This is a genomic window from Loktanella sp. R86503, assembly GCF_042466455.1.
In the GTDB taxonomy this organism is placed as follows: Bacteria; Pseudomonadota; Alphaproteobacteria; order Rhodobacterales; family Rhodobacteraceae; genus Loktanella.
This window is the reverse complement of the sequence record NZ_JAXHCI010000002.1, coordinates 2,252,534-2,270,548: the sequence shown is the minus strand read 5'-3', so window position 1 is coordinate 2,270,548 and position 18,015 is coordinate 2,252,534. Positions and strand designations below refer to the sequence as shown.

The window sequence follows — 18,015 nt, the reverse complement described above, 5'->3', positions numbered from 1 at the left end:
GTGTGATTTTTCTGCGAAAAATCATAAATTAATTAATACTGTCTCGCGTGAAGTGGTGGGCGACCCTGGAATCGAACCAGGCGTGCGTCTCCGCGAGAGAGTTACAGTCTCCTGCCACACCTTGCGGCCTGTCGCCCACTGGGGGTCGAGATAACCTTGGCCCACGGGGGCGTCAACTGCAAAAAAGCACCTTTTTGCGGTTGCTTCACACGGGCGGCGTTTCCCTGTATCGGAGGGCCAACAGTCAGGAGCGTGAAGATGCAAAAGCCGAAGTGGGTAATCGAAAAAGAACAGGCCAAGCGGCTGGCCGCAGCAGAGACGATCTGGCTGTTCGGCCTGCATGCCGTGCGCGATGCGTTGCTGAACCCCAAGCGGGAAAAGCTGCGTCTGGTCGTGACGCGCAATGCGCTGGATAAGTTGGCCGACGCCGTGGCCGAGGCGGGGATCGAGCCAGAGATTAGCGATCCGCGTAAATTCGCCGCCCCCATTGATCCGCAGTCCGTGCACCAAGGGGCCGCACTGGAGGTCAAGCCGCTGGATTGGGGCAGCTTGCAGGATATCGCGCTGGGTGACGGCCCACAGCCGCCGCGCATCGTGCTTTTAGACCGGGTGACCGACCCGCATAACGTCGGCGCAATTTTGCGCTCTGCCGAAGTGTTCGGCGCGCGCGCCGTTGTCGCCGTGCAGCGCCATGCTGCACCTGAAACCGGCGCATTGGCCAAGACTGCCTCTGGCGCGCTGGAACGGCAGCCTTATTTGCGGGTGCGCAATCTGGCGGATGCAATGACGCAACTGCAGGATATGGGCTATATCGTGCTGGGTCTGGACGGAGAGGCCGAACAGACGATCGGCGAGGCGCTTGTCGGCAAGCACGACCGCCCGGTGGCGCTGGTGATGGGGGCCGAAGGGCCGGGCCTGCGCGAGAAAAGTATGGAAACCTGCGATGCGCTGGTGCGTATCGGTGCCGCTGGTGGCTTTGGGTCCCTGAATGTGTCCAATGCTGCCGCTGTCGCCCTTTACGCAAGCAAGGCTGGCTAACGCGCGTTCACACTTTGGAGAGTACGGGTGGGGATGGCGGTGATCATCCCCATATCAGGGATCAGAGCGGATCACTGGAACCGATCCGCGCCTTTGACTGTCCCTCGTTCCACACCTATGCGCCCGGGCTTGACCCGGGCGTTTTTTTGCCCTGATGGTGGTGATATGACAGATGCAGAGCTAAAATCCATCCTGACGCGCATCAAGCGGATTGCAATCGTGGGTGTGTCCGCAAACCCGGTCCGGCCGAGTTATTACGTTGCGCGGTATCTGCAGCTGAAAGGCTACAAGATCGTGCCGGTCAATCCAGGGCTTGCCGGGCAGGACCTGCTGGGCGAGCCGGTTTACGCCAACTTTGCCGATGTACCGGGTGATGTGGATATGGTCGATGTATTCCGCCGGTCTGATGCCGTGCCGGATGTCGTGGACGCAGCACTGGCCCGCTGGCCGCAGCTGGATGTGATCTGGTTACAGCTAGGGGTGCGCCATGACGCAGCGGCTGCTTTTGCTGCGGCGCGTGGTGTTACCGTGGTGCAGGACCGTTGTCCGAAAATCGAATATCAGCGCCTTTTCGGAGAACTTCGGATGGGCGGATTCAACACGGGCGTGATTTCGTCCAGGCTATGAAGTGCCTTTGCACGCGCAGGGCTGCGCCTTGGCAGGCGATGCCGCAGGTTTGATCGTCAGAATTTGCGAAACCAGAAGCCGCGGCGTGGGCACCAACGGATATGTTGACCGGGGCCAGCCCCGGACCCCGGGATATTTAAGACCAGAAGAATGGGACCGCCGTTAAGGCTGGCGTGCCGCTTTTTCAACGATGCCGGAAGTGCCTTGGCGGCGGGCGAGCTCATCCATAACGTCGGACAGGGGCACGTCGCAGGCGGTCAGCATGACGAGCAGGTGATAAAGGGTATCTGCTGCCTCTGATGTCAGCGCCGCCTTGTCGCCGCGCACGGCCTCGATGATGGCCTCTATGGATTCTTCGCCAAATTTTTCGGCGCATTTTGCGGGGCCTTTGGCCAGCAGTTTTGCTGTCCAGCTGGTGTCGGGGTCCGCGCCTTTGCGGGCAGCAATCGTGGCGGCCAGATCATCAAGGGTCATGACAGCCTCATGGGGATGCCCGCGTCGGCCATATGCTGTTTGGCCTGCGGTATGGTGTAGGTGCCGAAGTGAAAGATTGACGCCGCCAGCACGGCGCTGGCGTGGCCTTCGGTGACGCCCTCGACAAGGTGATCCAGCGTGCCGGCGCCGCCAGAGGCGATGACGGGCACGTTGACCGCATCGCTGACCGCGCGGGTCAGGGGGATGTTGTAGCCGGTCTTGACGCCGTCGTTGTCCATCGCGGTCAGCAGGATTTCACCGGCGCCTTTTGCCACCACGGTGCGGGCGAATTCCACAGCGTCGATCCCGGTTGCGCGCCGCCCGCCGTGGGTAAAGATTTCCCACCGGCCGGGGGCCACGGTTTTGGCATCGATTGCAACGACGATGCATTGGCTGCCAAAGCGCAGCGCTGCTTCTGTTACGACATCGGGGTTGGCGACGGCGGCAGAGTTGAAGCTGACCTTGTCAGCCCCCGCCAGCAACAGGGCGCGCACGTCGTGGTGGGTCCGCACGCCGCCGCCGATGGTCAGCGGCATAAAGCATGCCTCGGCGGTGCGGGTCGCCAGTTCGAACATGGTGCCGCGGTTTTCCTCGGTGGCCATGATATCGAGAAAGCAAAGCTCGTCCGCGCCAGCCGCGTTATAGGCGATGGCCGCATCGACAGGGTCGCCCGCATCGCGCAGACCGACGAAATTCACACCTTTGACAACACGTCCGTTGGCGACATCAAGGCAGGGGATGATCCGGGTTTTCAGCATATGGGCGTGATACCGCGCAAGGCTGGGCAGGGGAAGGGGAACCTGAGCGCATATGTTAAGTTAGGCTAGGGTCACATCACAAAGGACATATCCATGATTCGCACAACACTTGCCGCCGCTGCGCTGGCCTTGCCCGCCTTGGCGGCTCCGGCGCTGGCCGAGGTCGTCACCAAGCCGACAGAGCGCACGGTCTATGACGCCATGAACGCGCTGGAAACTGCAGTGACCGACGCAGGTGCCACCGTATTTGCTCGCGTTGACCACGCAACTGGTGCGGCCAGCGTCGATATGGAATTGATGCCGATGGAATTGCTGATTTTCGGCAACCCCCAGCTTGGCACACCGGCATTGCAGGCGGATGGTCTGGCCGGTCTGGTTCTGCCGCTGAAGGTGCTGGTTTATGAACAAGACGGCCAGACGCTGATCGCTTATGAGGCGGTGCCGGATATGTTTGCGGGTCTGGATATCCCCGAAGACGCAGATTACCTGGCGAAAATGGCCGGTGCGCTGGATATGCTGACCGACAAGGCTGCGAATTAAGCCAGTAGATCCATGGCTGCGCGCAGATCGATGGCCCCATCGTAAAGCGCGCGGCCCGAAATTGCGCCTGAAATGACGCCGGTGTCGCGCAGCGCGGCCAGATCGGCCAGCGAGGAAACACCGCCAGAGGCGATGACCGGAATGTCGACGGCGCGCGCCAGATCGGCTGTGGCGTCGATATTCGGCCCCTTCATCGCGCCGTCGCGCAGGATGTCGGTGTAGATGATGGCAGCGATGCCGGCATCTTCGAAGGATTTTGCAAGATCTGTCACCATCACGTCGGTTTCTTCGGCCCATCCCCGGGTCGCGACGCGGCCATTGCGGGCATCAAGGCCGACGGCGACTTTACCAGGGAATGCTTTGGCGGCCTGTCGCACAAGATCGGGATTTTCGACAGCGACGGTGCCAAGGATTACGCGGGCGAGGCCCAGATCAAGCCAGCGTTCAATCGTCGCCATATCGCGAATCCCGCCGCCAAGCTGGGCAGGGACCTTGCAGCGCTTCAGGATCGCCTCGACCGGGGCGGCGTTGACCGGGGTGCCGGCAAAGGCACCGTTCAGGTCAACCAGATGCAGCCATTGGCAGCCCGCATCGACAAAGGCCTGCGCCTGCGCGGCGGGATCGTCGTTGAACACCGTGGCCTGATCCATTTCGCCATGTACCAGGCGTACGGCCTGGCCGTCTTTGAGGTCAATCGCGGGATAGAGGATCATGGCAGGCTCCTTAAGGCGCATCAGGTTGCTGCGTTTTGCGGCTATCTTGGTGAAAAGGCAACCGACGTGGCGTCAGTCTTGCGTGGAATCGCGCGCGCCCTGCAAAGTAGCGCAGTTCAATCGGGGAGGAGACCCAATATGAAACACCTGATCGCTGCCGTTTTGGCCGCAACCTTCGCTACGGCGGCATCCGCACAGGATGCGGCCGTCGGCGTCTGGCAGACCGAAGTCGATGACGGCGCATTTGCCTATGTGACCGTCGCCCCCTGCGGCGCTGCTGTATGCGGCACCATCACCAACACGTATAACGCTGATGGCACGCCTTATCAGTCGGAAAACATCGGGCGGCAGATTGTCATCAACATGGCGCCGAACGGTGACGGGACCTATGCAGGGCAGGTCTATCGTCCGTCCAACGGAAAGACTTATGTCGGCAAGATGCAGGTCAGCGGTAATGCGCTGCGTTTGCAGGGGTGCGTTGCCGGTGGACTGCTGTGCGCAAGCCAGAACTGGGCCCGCATCCAGTAGGTCAAACGAAACATGCCGGCACATTGGGTACCGGCGTGTTTATTGTGTCCGTTGCGGTGGGTCAGGCCTTGCGCAGACCTGTTTCAACCAGCATGCCGCGACGCTTTGCTTCGTAATAGTAGCCTTGGCTGTACCACTTGACCGCCGTCGCCTCTGACCCGTCCGAAAGCAGCCATGCCCCGCGCAGATATTTGCCCGCGTATTTCAGGTTGGTTTCCGCATCCAGCAGTTCGCGGTCGCTGCCCTTGAAACCCATAGTTCGTGCCGTTGCGGGCAGGATTTGCATCAGGCCGTAATAGGGGCCATTGTGCGCGCCCGGATTGTGGGTGCTTTCGCGGATGATGACGCGGTGCAGCAGGCTTTCGGGAATGTCGTAAATGTCAGCGTATTTCTGGATAAGTGCACGCAATTCGCGTGTCTCGTTCGGGTGCATCGGGATCGTCGATGTGGACTGCGGCGCATTTCCGATAAAGGACATGGCATCTGGCGGTGTCGCGGTGGCGTTCATGCAGGCCGACAGGCCCACCAAAGTCATCATCGCGCATGTTCCGCGCAGCAGTTTCAGCATTTTTTCGGCCTGTTGATGTTGTCCCTGCCGAACGGCTTAGCCTGCTGCCGCATAAGTGGTAAACAAAACGATAAGCCGTCGGCAGATTGTCGCCGCTCGCGGGGCGGTTTGACGCTTAGTCGAAAACCGACCAGCCGGTGGCGCGGGCGAACATTTCGACCGCGTCGGTCCCCAGCTTGGAATTGCCCTGCGCATTCAGCCCGGGCGACCAGACCGCGATACCCGCCTTGGCAGGAGCCACAACCATGATGCCGCCGCCGACGCCGCTTTTGCCCGGTAAACCAACGCGATACGCAAAATCGCCAGAGGCATCGTAGTGACCGCACAGCATCATCATCGCGTTGATCCGCCGGCGGCGGGCAGGGGACACAAGCCGCGGTGCACCTTCGGTTCCGGACAAAAACAACGCCGCTTTGGCCAGTTGGTTGCAGGACATTTCGACCGCGCATTGGTGGAAATAGGCACCCAAGGTCTGTTCGACCGGGTTTACCATATTGCCGTGGGCGGCCATGAAATAGGCCAAAGACCGGTTCAGATCCCCTGTCGCCTGCTCTGATGCGGCGACCTTTTCGTTGATGTGGATTGATTCGTCGCCCGCTGCGGTGCGGATGAACCGCAGCAATTCGCCTAGAAATTCGCGCGGGGCGTGCCCCGCCAGCGCAGCATCGGTGGTCGCGATGGCACCGGCATTGATAAACGGATTGCGGGGAATCCCGCCTTCATGTTCCAGCTGCAGGATAGAGTTAAAGGCCTGGCCAGAGGGTTCGCGCCCGACGCGGGACCAGAATTGATCCCCCATGCGCCCCAGCGCCAGCGCAAGGGTAAAGACCTTGCTGATGCTTTGGATCGAAAACGGCAAGGCAGCATCGCCGGTGCTGAACACCTGCCCGTCGGGCAGGGCGACCGCCATGCCAAAGCGGCCGGGATCGACGCGCGCCAGTTCCGGAATATAGCTGGCCACGCGGCCCCGGTCGGGTGCCCGCGCCATGGCCGCGCTGATGTCGTCCAGTATCGCGGCGATATCCATGGCTGCGGTCCTTTGGATCAGGGCTTCCAGTTCAGAAAATTGGCGATGAGCCGCAGGCCGGCATTCTGGCTTTTCTCGGGGTGGAACTGCGTGCCGACGATGTTGTCGCGGCCGACGATGGCCGTCACATCGCCTGCATAATCGACATGCGCCAGCAAATGCGCAGGCTCTGCGACCTGCATCGCATAGGAGTGGACGAAATACGCATGATCCCCCGTCGCCAGCCCCGCCAGCACCGGATGCGGCTGGTCGATAATCAGATCGTTCCAGCCCATATGCGGAATTTTCAATGCGGGGTCAGATGGCGTAATGCGGCGGATCTCGCCGGGGATCCAGCCAAGCCCCTGCACGGCTTCGTATTCGAAACCCGTGCCCGCCAGCATCTGCATCCCGACACATATGCCCATAAAGGGCACGCCGCGCTGCTCTACCGCTTCGGTCAAGGCCTGGGCCAAGGCACCATGTTCAAACAGCGAATTGCGGCAATGCGGAAAGGCCCCGTCGCCCGGCAGCACAATGCGGTCCGCCGATGCCACAACATCAGGATCGCCCGTCACCACGATTTGCCCGGCGTCCGTTTCCCGTGCCATCCGCTCGAACGCCTTTTGCGCCGAATGCAGATTACCGCTGTCGTAGTCAATCAGAACGGTGGTGGTCACAGGCTACCCTTGGTCGATGGAATGGCGTCAGCCTTGCGCGGATCGACCTCGATCGCCATGCGCAAGGCCCGGGCAACGGATTTGAACGCCGCCTCGGTGATGTGGTGGGCGTTAAAGCCATGCAACCGGTCGATGTGCAGCGTGATCCCGCCGTGGGTGGCCAAGGCCTGAAAGAATTCGCGCACGAGCTCTGTGTCAAAGCTGGGCCCGATCTTGCCAAACGGCAAATCCAGATTGCAGATCAAATAGGGCCGGCCCGACAGATCCAGCGCACAGCGCACCTGCGCGTCGTCCATGGCAAGGTGGCAATCGGCATAGCGGTTGATGCCCCGCTTGTCACCCAGCGCCTGCACCAGCGCCTGCCCGATGGCGATGCCCGTATCCTCGACCGTGTGGTGGTCGTCGATGTGCAGATCGCCCGTTGTGCGGACCGTCATGTCAATCAGCGCGTGGCGCGACAACTGATCCAGCATGTGATCGAAAAAACCAATGCCGGTCTGGTTGTCGTAAACTCCGGTGCCGTCCAGGTTCAGCGTGACGCTGATCTGCGTCTCGGCCGTCTGGCGGGTAATGGTGGCGGTGCGCATCGGCGTCTCCCTTGTGTCTTGGGGCCTTATAGGCAGGGGCGGGGCCTGCGCCAAGGCACCGATTGCGCGCCGCGTCCCTGTGGTGCAAGTTCGGCGCAATTCCAAGGAAAGGCTACGCCCATGACCACTTGCGTCTTCGTTCAGATTCGCTGCACCCCCGGCACCACCTATGATGTCGCCGATGCGATCGCCCTGCGCGAAATCCATTCAGAGCTTTATTCCACCAGCGGCGATTTCGACCTGCTAATGAAGGCCTATGTGCCCACCGACCGCGACGTGGGCCATTTCATCAACGAAAGCGTTGCCGGCATCAAGGGAATCGAACGCACCCTGACGACGCTGACTTTTAAAGCCTTCTGAAACGCGAAAGGGCCGCCCAACGGGGCGGCCCTTTTCGTTTGACCGATGGAGCGGGCGAAGAGATTCGAACTCTCGACCCTAACCTTGGCAAGGTTATGCTCTACCCCTGAGCTACGCCCGCGTCCGTCGGTGAATGGGGATTTACAAAAGCCGCGCGTCAGGGGCAAGGGGCAATCGCAGAAAAATTCACAAGATTTTTCAAAGCCCTGAAACGCGAAAGGGCCGCCCAACAAGGCGACCCTTTTCGTTTATACCGACTGGAGCGGGCGAAGAGATTCGAACTCTCGACCCTAACCTTGGCAAGGTTATGCTCTACCCCTGAGCTACGCCCGCATCCCGTCGGTAGGCGTGACTTATAAACACTGCACGTCCGCCGCAAGAGGAAAATATGCCCGGCGCGTATTTTATTTCGCGGCCCGATCTCTTCATCTGGCCAAACAAACTCCCGCCGGAGGCATCCGCCCCCGGCAGGGGGGCGGATCACCTTATTCCAGCTCGATCAGCAGATCCTTGGCGTCGATCTGGCTACCAGCACTTACCAAAACGGCTTTGATCACAGCGTCGCGGTCGGCATGGATGCCGGTTTCCATCTTCATCGCTTCGATCGTCAGCAGCAGATCGCCTTCTTTCACCTTTGCACCGGCCACCGCAGCAACAGTGGCCACCACACCGGGCATTGGCGCACCGATATGGCTCGGGTTGCCCAGTTCTGCCTTGCGATTCTGCACGCGGTCGGCAGCGGCTAGACGGTTCAACACGCGGATCGTGCGGGGCTGGCCGTTCAGTTCAAAGAACACCTTCACCTCGCCGTCCTCGTTCATGTCGGACACGGCTTGCATGCGCACTTCCAGCGTTTTTCCGGGATCGATTTCGGCGCTGATCTCCTCGCCGGGTTCCATTCCGTAAAAGAAGGTCTTGGTCGGCAGCGTCCGCACCGGGCCATAGGTTTCATGGCGGGCGGCATAGTCGGTAAAGACCTTGGGATACATAAGATACCCGTTCAGATCCTCACCATCGACATCATGCCCGACTTTCTGGGTCAGTTCAGCCTTCACAGCTTCCAGATCGACAGGCTTCAGGTGCTTGCCGGGGCGGTCAAGGTTCGGCTTTTCGCCTTTCAGCACTTTCTTCTGGATGCCTGCAGGCCAGCCGCCCGGTGGTTGGCCAAGGCTGCCTTTCATCATGTCGATAACTGAATCCGGGAAGGATACGTCAACCGATGGGTCCTCGACCTGCGAACGGGTCAGGTTCTGCGACACCATCATCAGGGCCATATCGCCGACAACCTTGGACGACGGCGTAACCTTGACGATATCGCCGAACATCTGGTTCACATCGGCATAGGTCTGCGCGACCTCGTGCCAGCGGTCCTCTAGGCCAAGGCTGCGGGCCTGCGCCTTGAGGTTGGTAAACTGGCCACCGGGCATTTCGTGCAGATAAACCTCTGAGGCAGGCGCCTGCAGGCCGGATTCGAACGCCAGATAATGCGCGCGGACCTGTTCCCAATAGTTGCTGATTTCGCGGATCGCCTTGATATCAAGGCCCGTGTCGCGATCAGTTCCGCGCAGCGCCTCGACGATCGATCCCAGTGTCGGCTGCGATGTGTTCCCTGAGAAGCTATCCATCGCGGCATCGATACAATCGACCCCCGCAGCCGAAGCCGCCAGCACGGTGGAAATTGCAGCGCCCGATGTATCATGCGTGTGAAAGTGGATCGGCAGGCCGACTTCTTCTTTTAGGGCTTTGAACAGCTGGGTTGCAGCCGGCGCTTTCAAAAGGCCAGCCATGTCCTTCAGGCCCAGCACATGCGCGCCAGCAGCCTCCAGCTCTTTGGCCATCGCGATATAGTATTTCAGGTCATACTTGGCGCGGGTTGGGTCCAGCATGTCGCCGGTATAGCAGATAGACGCTTCCAGCACCTTGTTGGATTCGATCACCGCATTCATGGCAACGCGCATATTTTCGACCCAGTTAAGCGAGTCGAATACACGGAACACGTCAACGCCAGATGTTGCCGCCTGCGCGACAAAGCTTTGCACGACGTTATCGGGATAGTTGGTATAGCCCACCCCGTTCGAGGCACGCAGCAGCATCTGCGTCATGACATTCGGCATCTTTTCGCGAATATCGCGCAGACGCTGCCACGGACATTCCTGCAGGAACCGGTAGGCGACGTCAAAGGTCGCGCCGCCCCAGCATTCGACCGAAAACAGCTGATGCATCTTGGCGGCATAGGTCGGGGCGACCGTAACCATGTCGATGGACCGCATCCGCGTCGCCAGCAAGGATTGGTGCCCGTCACGCATCGTGGTGTCGGTAATCAGCAGCTGCGGCTGGTCTTTCATCCACTGGGCGACGGCTTTGGGGCCTTGTTCGTTCAAAATTTGGCGGGTGCCGGGAATCATCTTTTCCAGCGATTTGACCGGCGCTTTCGGCAGTTTCACATCCGCCGCCGGGCGCGGGCGGCCAGCGGTTTCGGGGTGTCCGTTTACCGTGATGTCAGCAACATAGGTCAGGATCTTGGTCGCCCGGTCGCGGCGTGCCTTGAAGTCGAACAGCTCTGGCGTCTGGTCGATGAACTTGGTGTGGTATTCGTTGTTCAGGAACGTCGGATGCTTCAGCAAGTTTTCCACGAACGCAATATTCGTCGACACACCGCGAATACGAAATTCGCGCAGGGCGCGGTCCATACGGGCAATCGCCATTTCAGGTGTCGGCGCACGCGCCGTAACCTTAGTCAGCAGGCTGTCGTAATACCGTGTGATCACAGCACCGGAATAGGCGGTGCCGCCATCAAGGCGGATGCCCGGACCGGTCGCGCTGCGATACATCTGGATGCGCCCGTAATCGGGGATAAAGTTGTTTTGCGGGTCTTCTGTCGTGACCCGGCATTGCAGCGCGTGGCCGTCCAGCTTGACGTCGTATTGCGATGCGCAGCCCGTCGCCTCGACCAGCGATTTGCCTTCTGCGATCAGGATTTGCGCGCGGACGATGTCGATGCCGGTGACCTCCTCGGTCACGGTATGTTCTACCTGCACGCGGGGGTTCACTTCGATGAAGTAGAACTGGCCCGTTTCCATATCCATCAAGAATTCGACGGTGCCCGCACATTCATAATTGACGTGCTGGCAAATCTTTTTACCCAGATTACAGATCTTCTCGCGCTGTGCGCTGGACAGATAGGGGGCAGGTGCCCGTTCCACGACCTTTTGGTTGCGGCGCTGCACGGAACAGTCGCGTTCCCACAGGTGATAGATATTGCCTTGATTGTCGCCAAGGATCTGCACCTCGACGTGGCGCGCCTTGATAATCATCTTTTCCAGATAACCTTCGCCGTTGCCAAAGGCGGCCTCGGCCTCGCGCCGGCCTTCGCGGACTTTTTCTTCCAGCTCTTTTTCCGAATTGATCGGGCGCATACCGCGTCCGCCGCCGCCCCAGGACGCTTTCAGCATCAGGGGATAGCCGACCTCTGCCGCCTGCTTCTTGATCTCTGCCATGTCGTCGCCCAGCACAGGCGTGGCCGGAATGACCGGCACTCCCGCGTCGATTGCCACCTGCCGGGCAGAGGCCTTGTCGCCAAGCTCTCTCATGGTTTTGGCTTTGGGGCCGATAAAGGTAATCCCATTCGCAGCGCAGGCATCAACGAAATCAGGGTTTTCGGACAGCAAGCCATAGCCGGGGTGGATCGCGTCAGCGCCGCTATCCTTTGCAACGCGGATAATTTCCTCGATGCTTAGATAGGCCGCGACCGGGCCCATGCCTTCACCGATGCGATAGGCTTCGTCCGCCTTGAAGCGGTGCAGCGACAGCTTGTCCTCTTCGGCGTAAACGGCAACCGTTTTCTTGCCCATTTCGTTGGCAGCACGCATGACGCGAATGGCGATTTCACCGCGGTTTGCGATCAGAATTTTTTCAAAGTCGGCCATGGTCATCCCTTATGCAGTTGCAGCATTGTTAAGCGGTCCGCAAAGGATGTCCAGTAGGTGCCGTGCGATCATGGCTGCTGCTGTGCGCGCGATACATTGTGCTGTGCCATCAATCGCGCGGCGATGTGAACGGATCGTGAACAGGGGTTTATCTGCGCCGCGTTCAGGCGTATGCCTAAGGGCATGAGCAGTTATTCCGAAGACGACGCCTTTGAGGCCGCCGCCCGCCCCCTAAGCCAGCGGGCCATGCCGCAGCGCAGTGCCGGCCCTTATCTGGAAGGGTTGAACGACGCGCAGCGCACTGCTGTGATGGCGTTGAACGGTCCTGTATTGATGCTGGCAGGGGCCGGCACCGGCAAGACCAAGGCGCTGACATCGCGAATCGCGCATCTTTTGGTGACAGGCACCGCCCGTCCGCAGGACGTGCTGGCGGTGACATTCACCAACAAAGCCGCAAGAGAGATGAAGAACCGCGTCGGCCGTCTGATGGGCGAGACCGTCGAAGGCATGCCGTGGCTTGGCACCTTTCACGCGATTTGCGTAAAACTGCTGCGCCGCCATGCTGAACTGATCGGGCTGAAATCGAACTTTACGATTCTGGATACGGATGACCAGATCCGGCTGATGAAGCAGTTGATCGTGGCTGCCGGAATCGATGAAAAACGTTGGCCGCCGCGGATGCTGGCTGGAATTATTGACGGATGGAAAAACAAGGCGCTGACACCGGACAAGGTGCCGCTGGCGGATGCCGCAGCCTTTGACCACAAGGCGGTCGACCTTTACGCGGCCTATCAGCGCCGTCTGCTGGACCTGAACACCTGCGACTTTGGCGACCTGCTGCTGCATATGGTCACGATTTTCCAGACGCACAACGATGTGCTGGAAATGTATCAGCGGCGCTTTCGTTATATTTTAGTCGACGAGTATCAGGATACCAACGTGGCCCAATACCTATGGCTGCGGCTGCTGGCGGCGGCGCACAAGAATATCTGCTGCGTAGGCGACGACGATCAGTCGATCTATGGCTGGCGGGGTGCGGAAGTCGGGAACATCCTGCGGTTCGAACAGGACTTTCCCGGTGCCACGGTCGTCAAGCTGGAACAAAACTACCGGTCGACGGAACATATCCTGGCCGCAGCCTCTGGCGTAATTGCCGGAAACAAAGGGCGGCTGGGCAAGACCTTGTTCACGGATGCATCGGGCGGCGAAAAGGTGCGCCTGATCGGGCACTGGGACGGTGAGGAAGAGGCCCGCTGGATCGGCGAAGAGATTGAGGCGTTGCAACGCGGCACGCGCGGTCTGGACAAGGTCAGCCTTGACCATATGGCGATTTTGGTGCGGGCCAGCCACCAGATGCGCGCCTTCGAGGATCGCTTTCTGACCATCGGTCTGCCCTACCGCGTCATCGGCGGCCCCCGATTCTACGAGCGTTTGGAAATTCGCGACGCGATGGCCTATTTCCGGCTTGCGGTCTCGCAGGATGATGATCTGGCGTTCGAGCGGATCGTGAATACGCCCAAGCGTGGCCTTGGCGATAAGGCAGTACAGACCATTCAAAAGGCCGCACGGACCAACGGCGTCAGCCTTGTCGAAGGCGCGCGGCTTGTCGTGCAGGCCAAACTTCTGGGCGGTAAGGGGCTGAAGGAACTGGCCATTCTGGTTGACGGCCTGGACCGTTGGCACGGGCAGGTGCGGGCGGAAGCCGACACGCATCAAGAGCTGGCCGAAATGATCCTAGACGAATCCGGCTACACCGGCATGTGGCAGAACGACAAGACGCCAGAGGCACCGGGCCGGCTTGAGAACCTGAAAGAACTGGTCAAGGCGCTGGACAATTTCGAGAACCTTCAAGGGTTCCTGGAACACGTCGCGCTGATTATGGACAACGAGACGGAACAAGAGGGCGAGAAGGTCAGCATCATGACCCTGCACGCCGCCAAGGGTCTGGAATTTCCTGCCGTATTCCTGCCTGGCTGGGAGGATGGTTTGTTTCCGTCCCAGCGCAGCATGGACGAAAGCGGTGTGAAGGGGCTCGAGGAGGAACGCAGGCTGGCCTATGTCGGCATCACGCGGGCAGAGGCGATTTGCACGATTTCCTTTGCTGCAAACCGGCGGGTTTACGGCCAATGGCAAAGTGCATTGCCGTCCCGCTTTATTGACGAGCTGCCAGAAGATCACGTTGAGGTGCTGACACCGCCGGGGCTTTATGGTGGCGGCTACGGCGCGGCGGGCATGGCGGCCAGCGCAAGTCCGAAGCTGCGTGAGGAAAGCATGTCGGACCTGCACCAAAAGGCCCATGATGCGAACGTTTACAACTCGCCAGGGTGGCGCAGGTTACAGGCGCGCGGTCAGCAGCGCGGCATGGCCCAGCCGGTCGAGGCACGTAATATGGTCATTGATATGACAGCCGTCAGCGCCTTTACCATCGGGGACCGGGTGTTTCACCAGAAGTTCGGTTATGGGCTGATCGAAGGAATCGAAGGCGACAAGCTGGATATTGCCTTTGAAAAGGCCGGATCGAAGAAAGTCGTTGCCAAATTTATCGTCGCCGCTGACGCCGCCGACGACGTGCCGTTCTGATCACGGCGGTGCGGCGCTGTTCGGGCTGGTGCCCGAAGGCACCCCGCCCGCCGTCCCATCCTTTTGGACAAGCTTAATATAGAGTAGAGCCGCAGCAGCGCTGCGGCGATGTTGTTGAGTGGCCAAAGGTGACTTGTTGCAGCAGAAAGCTGGTGCAGCCTCGCGCCGCGTTCAGCCTGTACCATCGTAAAATTGACGAAGGTGCATTGCGTCCACTGCGCCGGGCGGTTCAATTCATGCATGCTGGCCGAAAATCCGCAGGGCAAAGCCCGATCCATCGTGCCGCTTGCAATCAGAACAAGACACACCCGTGAAACCAAAAAGGCGATGCGCGGGAGGAGGTGCGCATCGCCTTTATCTGGGATGAAAGCTCTGGGGAGGAGGTCAGAGCTGCATCTGTCGCCCAAACTGCAGGGAGGAGGTTGCAGCTTCGGGCTATCCGGGGTGGCTGCGGGAGGAGGTGCAGCGCCCGTATGGGGCAAATCGGTGGCGGCCGGGAGGAGGTGACCGCCACCGATCTGTATTGGACTACGCCGCAGGGAGGAGGTTGCGGGCCGTCCGGGTCGTGAACCCCAAGGCCAACCAGGGAGGAGGTTGGTGGCCAGAGGGCTATCAGAACTACCGCGGGAGGAGGTGCAGCGTTCCGATCTAAATATCCTGTCGGTGGTGGCCGGGAGGAGGTGACCACCACCGATCTGGGTGGACCGCGCCGCAGGGAGGAGGTTGCGGGCCGTCCGAGGGTTTCCAAAGTTTGCCAGGGAGGAGGTTGGCGCCCTTCGGATCATATAGGCAACTGCGGGAGGAGGTGCAGGTTCCCATATTTCTTAAACTGGTTTCAAAACGGCGACCCGGGGAGGAGGTCGGGTCGCCGTCCTGTTTGCGCGCCCACCGCAGGGAGGAGGTTGCGGCGGCGCGGGTCAGAACCGATCAGGGAGGAGGTTGACCGGTTCCGAACTGAATTACTTGCCGTAAGCGGCTTCATAAGCGATGGCGCGGATCATGGAGCGGGAGATGCCCAGATCGGCCAGATCGCGGTTGTCGAGCGACTGCAGTTCAGTCATCGTGGTGCGGTACACCTTGCGTGCGGCCATTGCTGCGATCATGCGTGCCATCAGGCCGGGTGCTGCTGTCTGTGTTGCGTTTGCGTATGCCATGTTCATCTACCTTCAGCGTCTTTAATTTCGGTGCAGTGTCTGTCGTTCTGCTTGTGACCGTTATGTATGAAGATGCTGCAACTGCACAATGGACGTGTTGGCAATGCCGCTATGCAGCAAATGCAACGTTACTCTAGGACAGTTTTTAACCCGCGTAATCCTTGTGCAAAGGGGCGGTCCGGCCTTTGGAAATAGGGGGTTGCGGGTTTTGGTCTGGCAGCACAGGGTGCCGCAAAAGCGATGCTCTATGAAGGAAATATGAAGATGCCGATCTCCAAAGACGATATTTTGGCCGCTGTTGCAGGGATTTCGTTGCCAGGCGGCGGCACTTTGGGGGCCAGTGATATGGTCCGCGCCATCCAGATTGAGGCAGATACCGTGCGTTTCGTGATCGAGGCTCCTGATTCCGCCGCCGCTGCGACATTGGAACCTGTGCGCCAAGCTGCCGTGGCGGCGGTACAGGCTCTTGATGCCAGTCTGACTGTGTCTGCCGTGATGACAGCGCATAGCGCACCAGCACCCAAGCCAGAGCCGCCAAGCCTGAAGGTGGGCCGTCACCCGACACCGCAGGCCGGTCCCGCGCCGGTGGCAGGTGTTGATCGCATTCTGGCTATCGGGTCCGGCAAGGGCGGCGTCGGGAAATCGACTGTGTCTTCCAACCTTGCTGTGGCGCTGGCAAAGCAAGGGCGGCGCGTCGGTTTGCTTGATGCCGATATATATGGACCCAGCCAGCCGCGGATGATGGGCGTGAACAAGCGGCCCGCCAGTCCGGACGGCAAGACAATCATCCCGCTGCAGGCCCACGGCGTCACAGTCATGTCGATCGGCTTGATGGTTGATCCGGACAAAGCCGTCGTCTGGCGTGGTCCTATGTTGATGGGCGCGTTGCAGCAGATGCTGACGCAGGTCGCCTGGGGCGAACTCGACGTCCTTATAATAGACCTGCCGCCGGGGACGGGGGACGTGCAGCTGACCCTGTGCCAAAAGACCAATGTCACCGGTGCCGTTATCGTCAGTACACCGCAGGACGTCGCGCTGCTGGACGCGCGCAAGGCCATCGACATGTTCAAGACGCTCAACACCCCCTTGCTGGGCCTGATCGAGAATATGTCGACCTTCCATTGCCCCCATTGCGGGGAAGAGACGCAAATCTTTGGTCATGGCGGTGTCAGTCACGAAGCGGATCGTCTGGGTGTGCCGATGCTGGGTGCCTTGCCGATTGATCTGGACACGCGTTTGTCGGGGGATGCGGGCACGCCGGTCGCGCTGGGTGACGGACCCGTCGCACAGGCCTATGCCGAGTTGGCCCGGCGGTTCATCGACGGCGGGATGGCCTGACCATTCGAATCGCGCGGCCTGCGGGCTGGCATGGAATCTTTGTGAATCCAGAATCGGATCGCCCCAAAAGGCGGTCCGATTCTTCTTTTCGCGCCTCATTTTTCTGCAATCGCATGGCCGTTTTGGGATTGACTGCGACCCGATAGCCACTGGTTTCGTCCGACTCGGAGCAGACCCGAAACTTTTTTGGGGCTTCTGTGAATCCTCAGGAACGGTTAATATTTCCACAAGATGTAGGGAAAATTATCCACAGGACCCCCACATGCCGGAGTCTCTTTGTGGATAACTTGCGAATCACAGACCCGTGAGGACCCCTGTTTTCCCGTGAAGTTCACAGCATTCCCAAATTTTCCATTGCCCGGACCGGGCGCGTCTGCCAAAACAGTCTCACGGTAACGACGGGCAGACAAACAAGGGGCACAACAAGAACCCCACCGGCAAAATGTCAGGTTTCATACAGGCCTCGTTTTTACCCAACAAAGCGATCCGGCGCGCGAGCGAGCAGACATCCCCCCAGGTGGCGCGCGCAGTCGGTCCAGCCCTTTCAGGGCAGAAGACGGCGGGTTGAGTAGTGGCAGCTTCTCAATCCGCCGTTTTCACATCCAAGGCGAATTTTCGGGGGACGGGCAGTAAAAAGGCTACAGGTTGAACCTCTCGTTTACGAGCACGTATCAGTCGAAAGTGGACGCCAAGGGTCGCATGTCGATCCCGGCGAAATTTCGACGCGTGATCGAAGCGGGCGACCCGGCCTGGACCCCCGACCAACCCATGACCGCAAAAATCCTTTATGGTAAACACCTAGGCGAAAGCCTGCAGGTGCTGACGGTCGAAGCCTATGACGCCAAAATTGCGCGTATCATGGCAATGCCCGACAGCGACCCCAATAAGAACAAGCTGCGCAAGCTGTTCATGGGCTATTCCGAAGACCTGACCATCGACAAGGACGGCCGCGTCGTGCTGGCCCTGCGCCTGCGCGAAAAGCTGGGTGTCGTCGAAGGCGAGCTGTCTTTCATGGGTCTTGGCGAATATTTTCAGATCTGGAAGCTTGAAAGCTTCGAGGCCGACGTTGACGAGCCGCTGGATGAGTGGTTGGACGAAATGGGCGATGACTTCGACCCGATGAGCCTCGTGCCGTAAG

At 59.9% G+C, this 18,015-nt stretch carries 17 protein-coding genes and 3 tRNA genes; 8 read left to right on the top strand and 12 right to left on the bottom strand.

The window, feature by feature from the left end; translation table 11 throughout:
- Positions 1-53: 53 nt before the first annotated feature.
- Positions 54-137 (bottom strand) — tRNA-Tyr (locus SJY10_RS12105).
- Between the two features lie 121 nt (positions 138-258).
- On the opposite strand from SJY10_RS12105, the gene rlmB reads away from it, so the two are divergent.
- Both rlmB and SJY10_RS12095 read left to right on the top strand, forming a co-directional pair.
- Positions 259-1,038: a 23S rRNA (guanosine(2251)-2'-O)-methyltransferase RlmB gene (gene rlmB / locus SJY10_RS12100; RefSeq protein ID WP_386682919.1), complete on the top strand. Its 780-nt coding sequence runs from the start codon at positions 259-261 to the stop codon at positions 1,036-1,038.
- A gap of 165 nt (positions 1,039-1,203) precedes the next feature.
- Positions 1,204-1,665 carry a CoA-binding protein gene (locus SJY10_RS12095; protein ID WP_386682917.1) on the top strand — a complete coding sequence of 154 codons (462 nt, stop codon included), beginning with the start codon at positions 1,204-1,206 and terminating at the stop codon, positions 1,663-1,665.
- A 162-nt stretch (positions 1,666-1,827) separates the two neighbouring features.
- On the opposite strand, the gene SJY10_RS12090 is transcribed toward SJY10_RS12095, so the two are convergent.
- On the bottom strand, positions 1,828-2,139 hold the full coding sequence (locus SJY10_RS12090; RefSeq protein WP_386682915.1) for a phosphoribosyl-ATP diphosphatase: 312 nt from the start codon (positions 2,137-2,139) through the stop codon (positions 1,828-1,830).
- Positions 2,136-2,897, bottom strand: a complete 762-nt coding sequence (gene hisF, locus SJY10_RS12085) for an imidazole glycerol phosphate synthase subunit HisF (protein ID WP_386682912.1) — start codon at positions 2,895-2,897, stop codon at positions 2,136-2,138. The genes SJY10_RS12090 and hisF overlap by 4 nt, the downstream gene beginning before the upstream one ends.
- A 93-nt stretch (positions 2,898-2,990) precedes the next feature.
- Here hisF and SJY10_RS12080 point away from each other — a divergent pair, with 93 nt between their 5' ends.
- A complete protein-coding gene (locus tag SJY10_RS12080) occupies positions 2,991-3,437 on the top strand; it encodes a DUF302 domain-containing protein (RefSeq protein WP_386682910.1) in 447 nt (148 codons plus the stop codon).
- Here the strand turns inward: SJY10_RS12080 and hisA are convergent.
- On the bottom strand, positions 3,434-4,150 hold the full coding sequence (gene hisA, locus SJY10_RS12075) for a 1-(5-phosphoribosyl)-5-[(5-phosphoribosylamino)methylideneamino]imidazole-4-carboxamide isomerase (RefSeq protein WP_386682907.1): 717 nt from the start codon (positions 4,148-4,150) through the stop codon (positions 3,434-3,436). The two genes, SJY10_RS12080 and hisA, sit on opposite strands and share 4 nt — an antisense overlap.
- 138 nt (positions 4,151-4,288) lie before the next feature.
- Here hisA and SJY10_RS12070 point away from each other — a divergent pair, with 138 nt between their 5' ends.
- Complete coding sequence (locus SJY10_RS12070) at positions 4,289-4,678, top strand: DUF2147 domain-containing protein (protein WP_386682904.1); 390 nt, start codon at positions 4,289-4,291, stop codon at positions 4,676-4,678.
- A gap of 61 nt (positions 4,679-4,739) precedes the next feature.
- On the opposite strand, the gene SJY10_RS12065 is transcribed toward SJY10_RS12070, so the two are convergent.
- The 4 genes from SJY10_RS12065 to hisB all read right to left on the bottom strand — a co-directional run bounded on the left by SJY10_RS12065 (position 4,740) and on the right by hisB (position 7,519).
- On the bottom strand, positions 4,740-5,246 hold the full coding sequence (locus SJY10_RS12065; protein ID WP_386682902.1) for a transglycosylase SLT domain-containing protein: 507 nt from the start codon (positions 5,244-5,246) through the stop codon (positions 4,740-4,742).
- Between the two features lie 115 nt (positions 5,247-5,361).
- Positions 5,362-6,273 (bottom strand): glutaminase, encoded by a 912-nt coding sequence (locus SJY10_RS12060; RefSeq protein WP_386682900.1) that lies wholly within the window; start codon positions 6,271-6,273, stop codon positions 5,362-5,364.
- 17 nt (positions 6,274-6,290) lie between these two features.
- The gene (gene hisH / locus SJY10_RS12055; protein ID WP_386682898.1) at positions 6,291-6,932 is read right to left on the bottom strand and encodes an imidazole glycerol phosphate synthase subunit HisH; all 642 of its coding nucleotides are present in this window, start codon (positions 6,930-6,932) and stop codon (positions 6,291-6,293) included.
- Positions 6,929-7,519 carry an imidazoleglycerol-phosphate dehydratase HisB gene (gene hisB / locus SJY10_RS12050; protein WP_386682896.1) on the bottom strand — a complete coding sequence of 197 codons (591 nt, stop codon included), beginning with the start codon at positions 7,517-7,519 and terminating at the stop codon, positions 6,929-6,931. Before hisB ends, hisH begins: the two co-directional genes overlap by 4 nt.
- A 120-nt stretch (positions 7,520-7,639) precedes the next feature.
- Between hisB and SJY10_RS12045 the strand changes: the two genes are divergently transcribed.
- Entirely contained in the window at positions 7,640-7,879 is a 240-nt protein-coding gene (locus tag SJY10_RS12045) for an Lrp/AsnC ligand binding domain-containing protein (RefSeq protein WP_090184460.1), read from the top strand.
- A 46-nt stretch (positions 7,880-7,925) separates the two neighbouring features.
- Here the strand turns inward: SJY10_RS12045 and SJY10_RS12040 are convergent.
- The 3 genes from SJY10_RS12040 to pyc form a co-directional block, all read right to left on the bottom strand.
- Positions 7,926-8,000: transfer RNA gene (locus SJY10_RS12040), tRNA-Gly, on the bottom strand.
- Between the two features lie 137 nt (positions 8,001-8,137).
- Positions 8,138-8,212: transfer RNA gene (locus SJY10_RS12035), tRNA-Gly, on the bottom strand.
- Between the two features lie 152 nt (positions 8,213-8,364).
- The gene (pyc, locus tag SJY10_RS12030) at positions 8,365-11,805 is read right to left on the bottom strand and encodes a pyruvate carboxylase (protein WP_386682893.1); all 3,441 of its coding nucleotides are present in this window, start codon (positions 11,803-11,805) and stop codon (positions 8,365-8,367) included.
- A gap of 183 nt (positions 11,806-11,988) precedes the next feature.
- Between pyc and SJY10_RS12025 the strand changes: the two genes are divergently transcribed.
- The gene (locus SJY10_RS12025; protein ID WP_386682891.1) at positions 11,989-14,385 is read left to right on the top strand and encodes an ATP-dependent helicase; all 2,397 of its coding nucleotides are present in this window, start codon (positions 11,989-11,991) and stop codon (positions 14,383-14,385) included.
- Positions 14,386-15,344: 959 nt separating this feature from the next.
- Here SJY10_RS12025 and SJY10_RS12020 read toward each other — a convergent pair.
- A complete protein-coding gene (locus tag SJY10_RS12020) occupies positions 15,345-15,497 on the bottom strand; it encodes a DUF1127 domain-containing protein (RefSeq protein WP_372803805.1) in 153 nt (50 codons plus the stop codon).
- A gap of 306 nt (positions 15,498-15,803) precedes the next feature.
- Between SJY10_RS12020 and SJY10_RS12015 the strand changes: the two genes are divergently transcribed.
- Positions 15,804-16,877 carry a P-loop NTPase gene (locus SJY10_RS12015; RefSeq protein ID WP_386684654.1) on the top strand — a complete coding sequence of 358 codons (1,074 nt, stop codon included), beginning with the start codon at positions 15,804-15,806 and terminating at the stop codon, positions 16,875-16,877.
- A gap of 699 nt (positions 16,878-17,576) precedes the next feature.
- Positions 17,577-18,014 carry a division/cell wall cluster transcriptional repressor MraZ gene (locus SJY10_RS12010; RefSeq protein WP_386682889.1) on the top strand — a complete coding sequence of 146 codons (438 nt, stop codon included), beginning with the start codon at positions 17,577-17,579 and terminating at the stop codon, positions 18,012-18,014.
- Position 18,015: the final 1 nt, after the last annotated feature.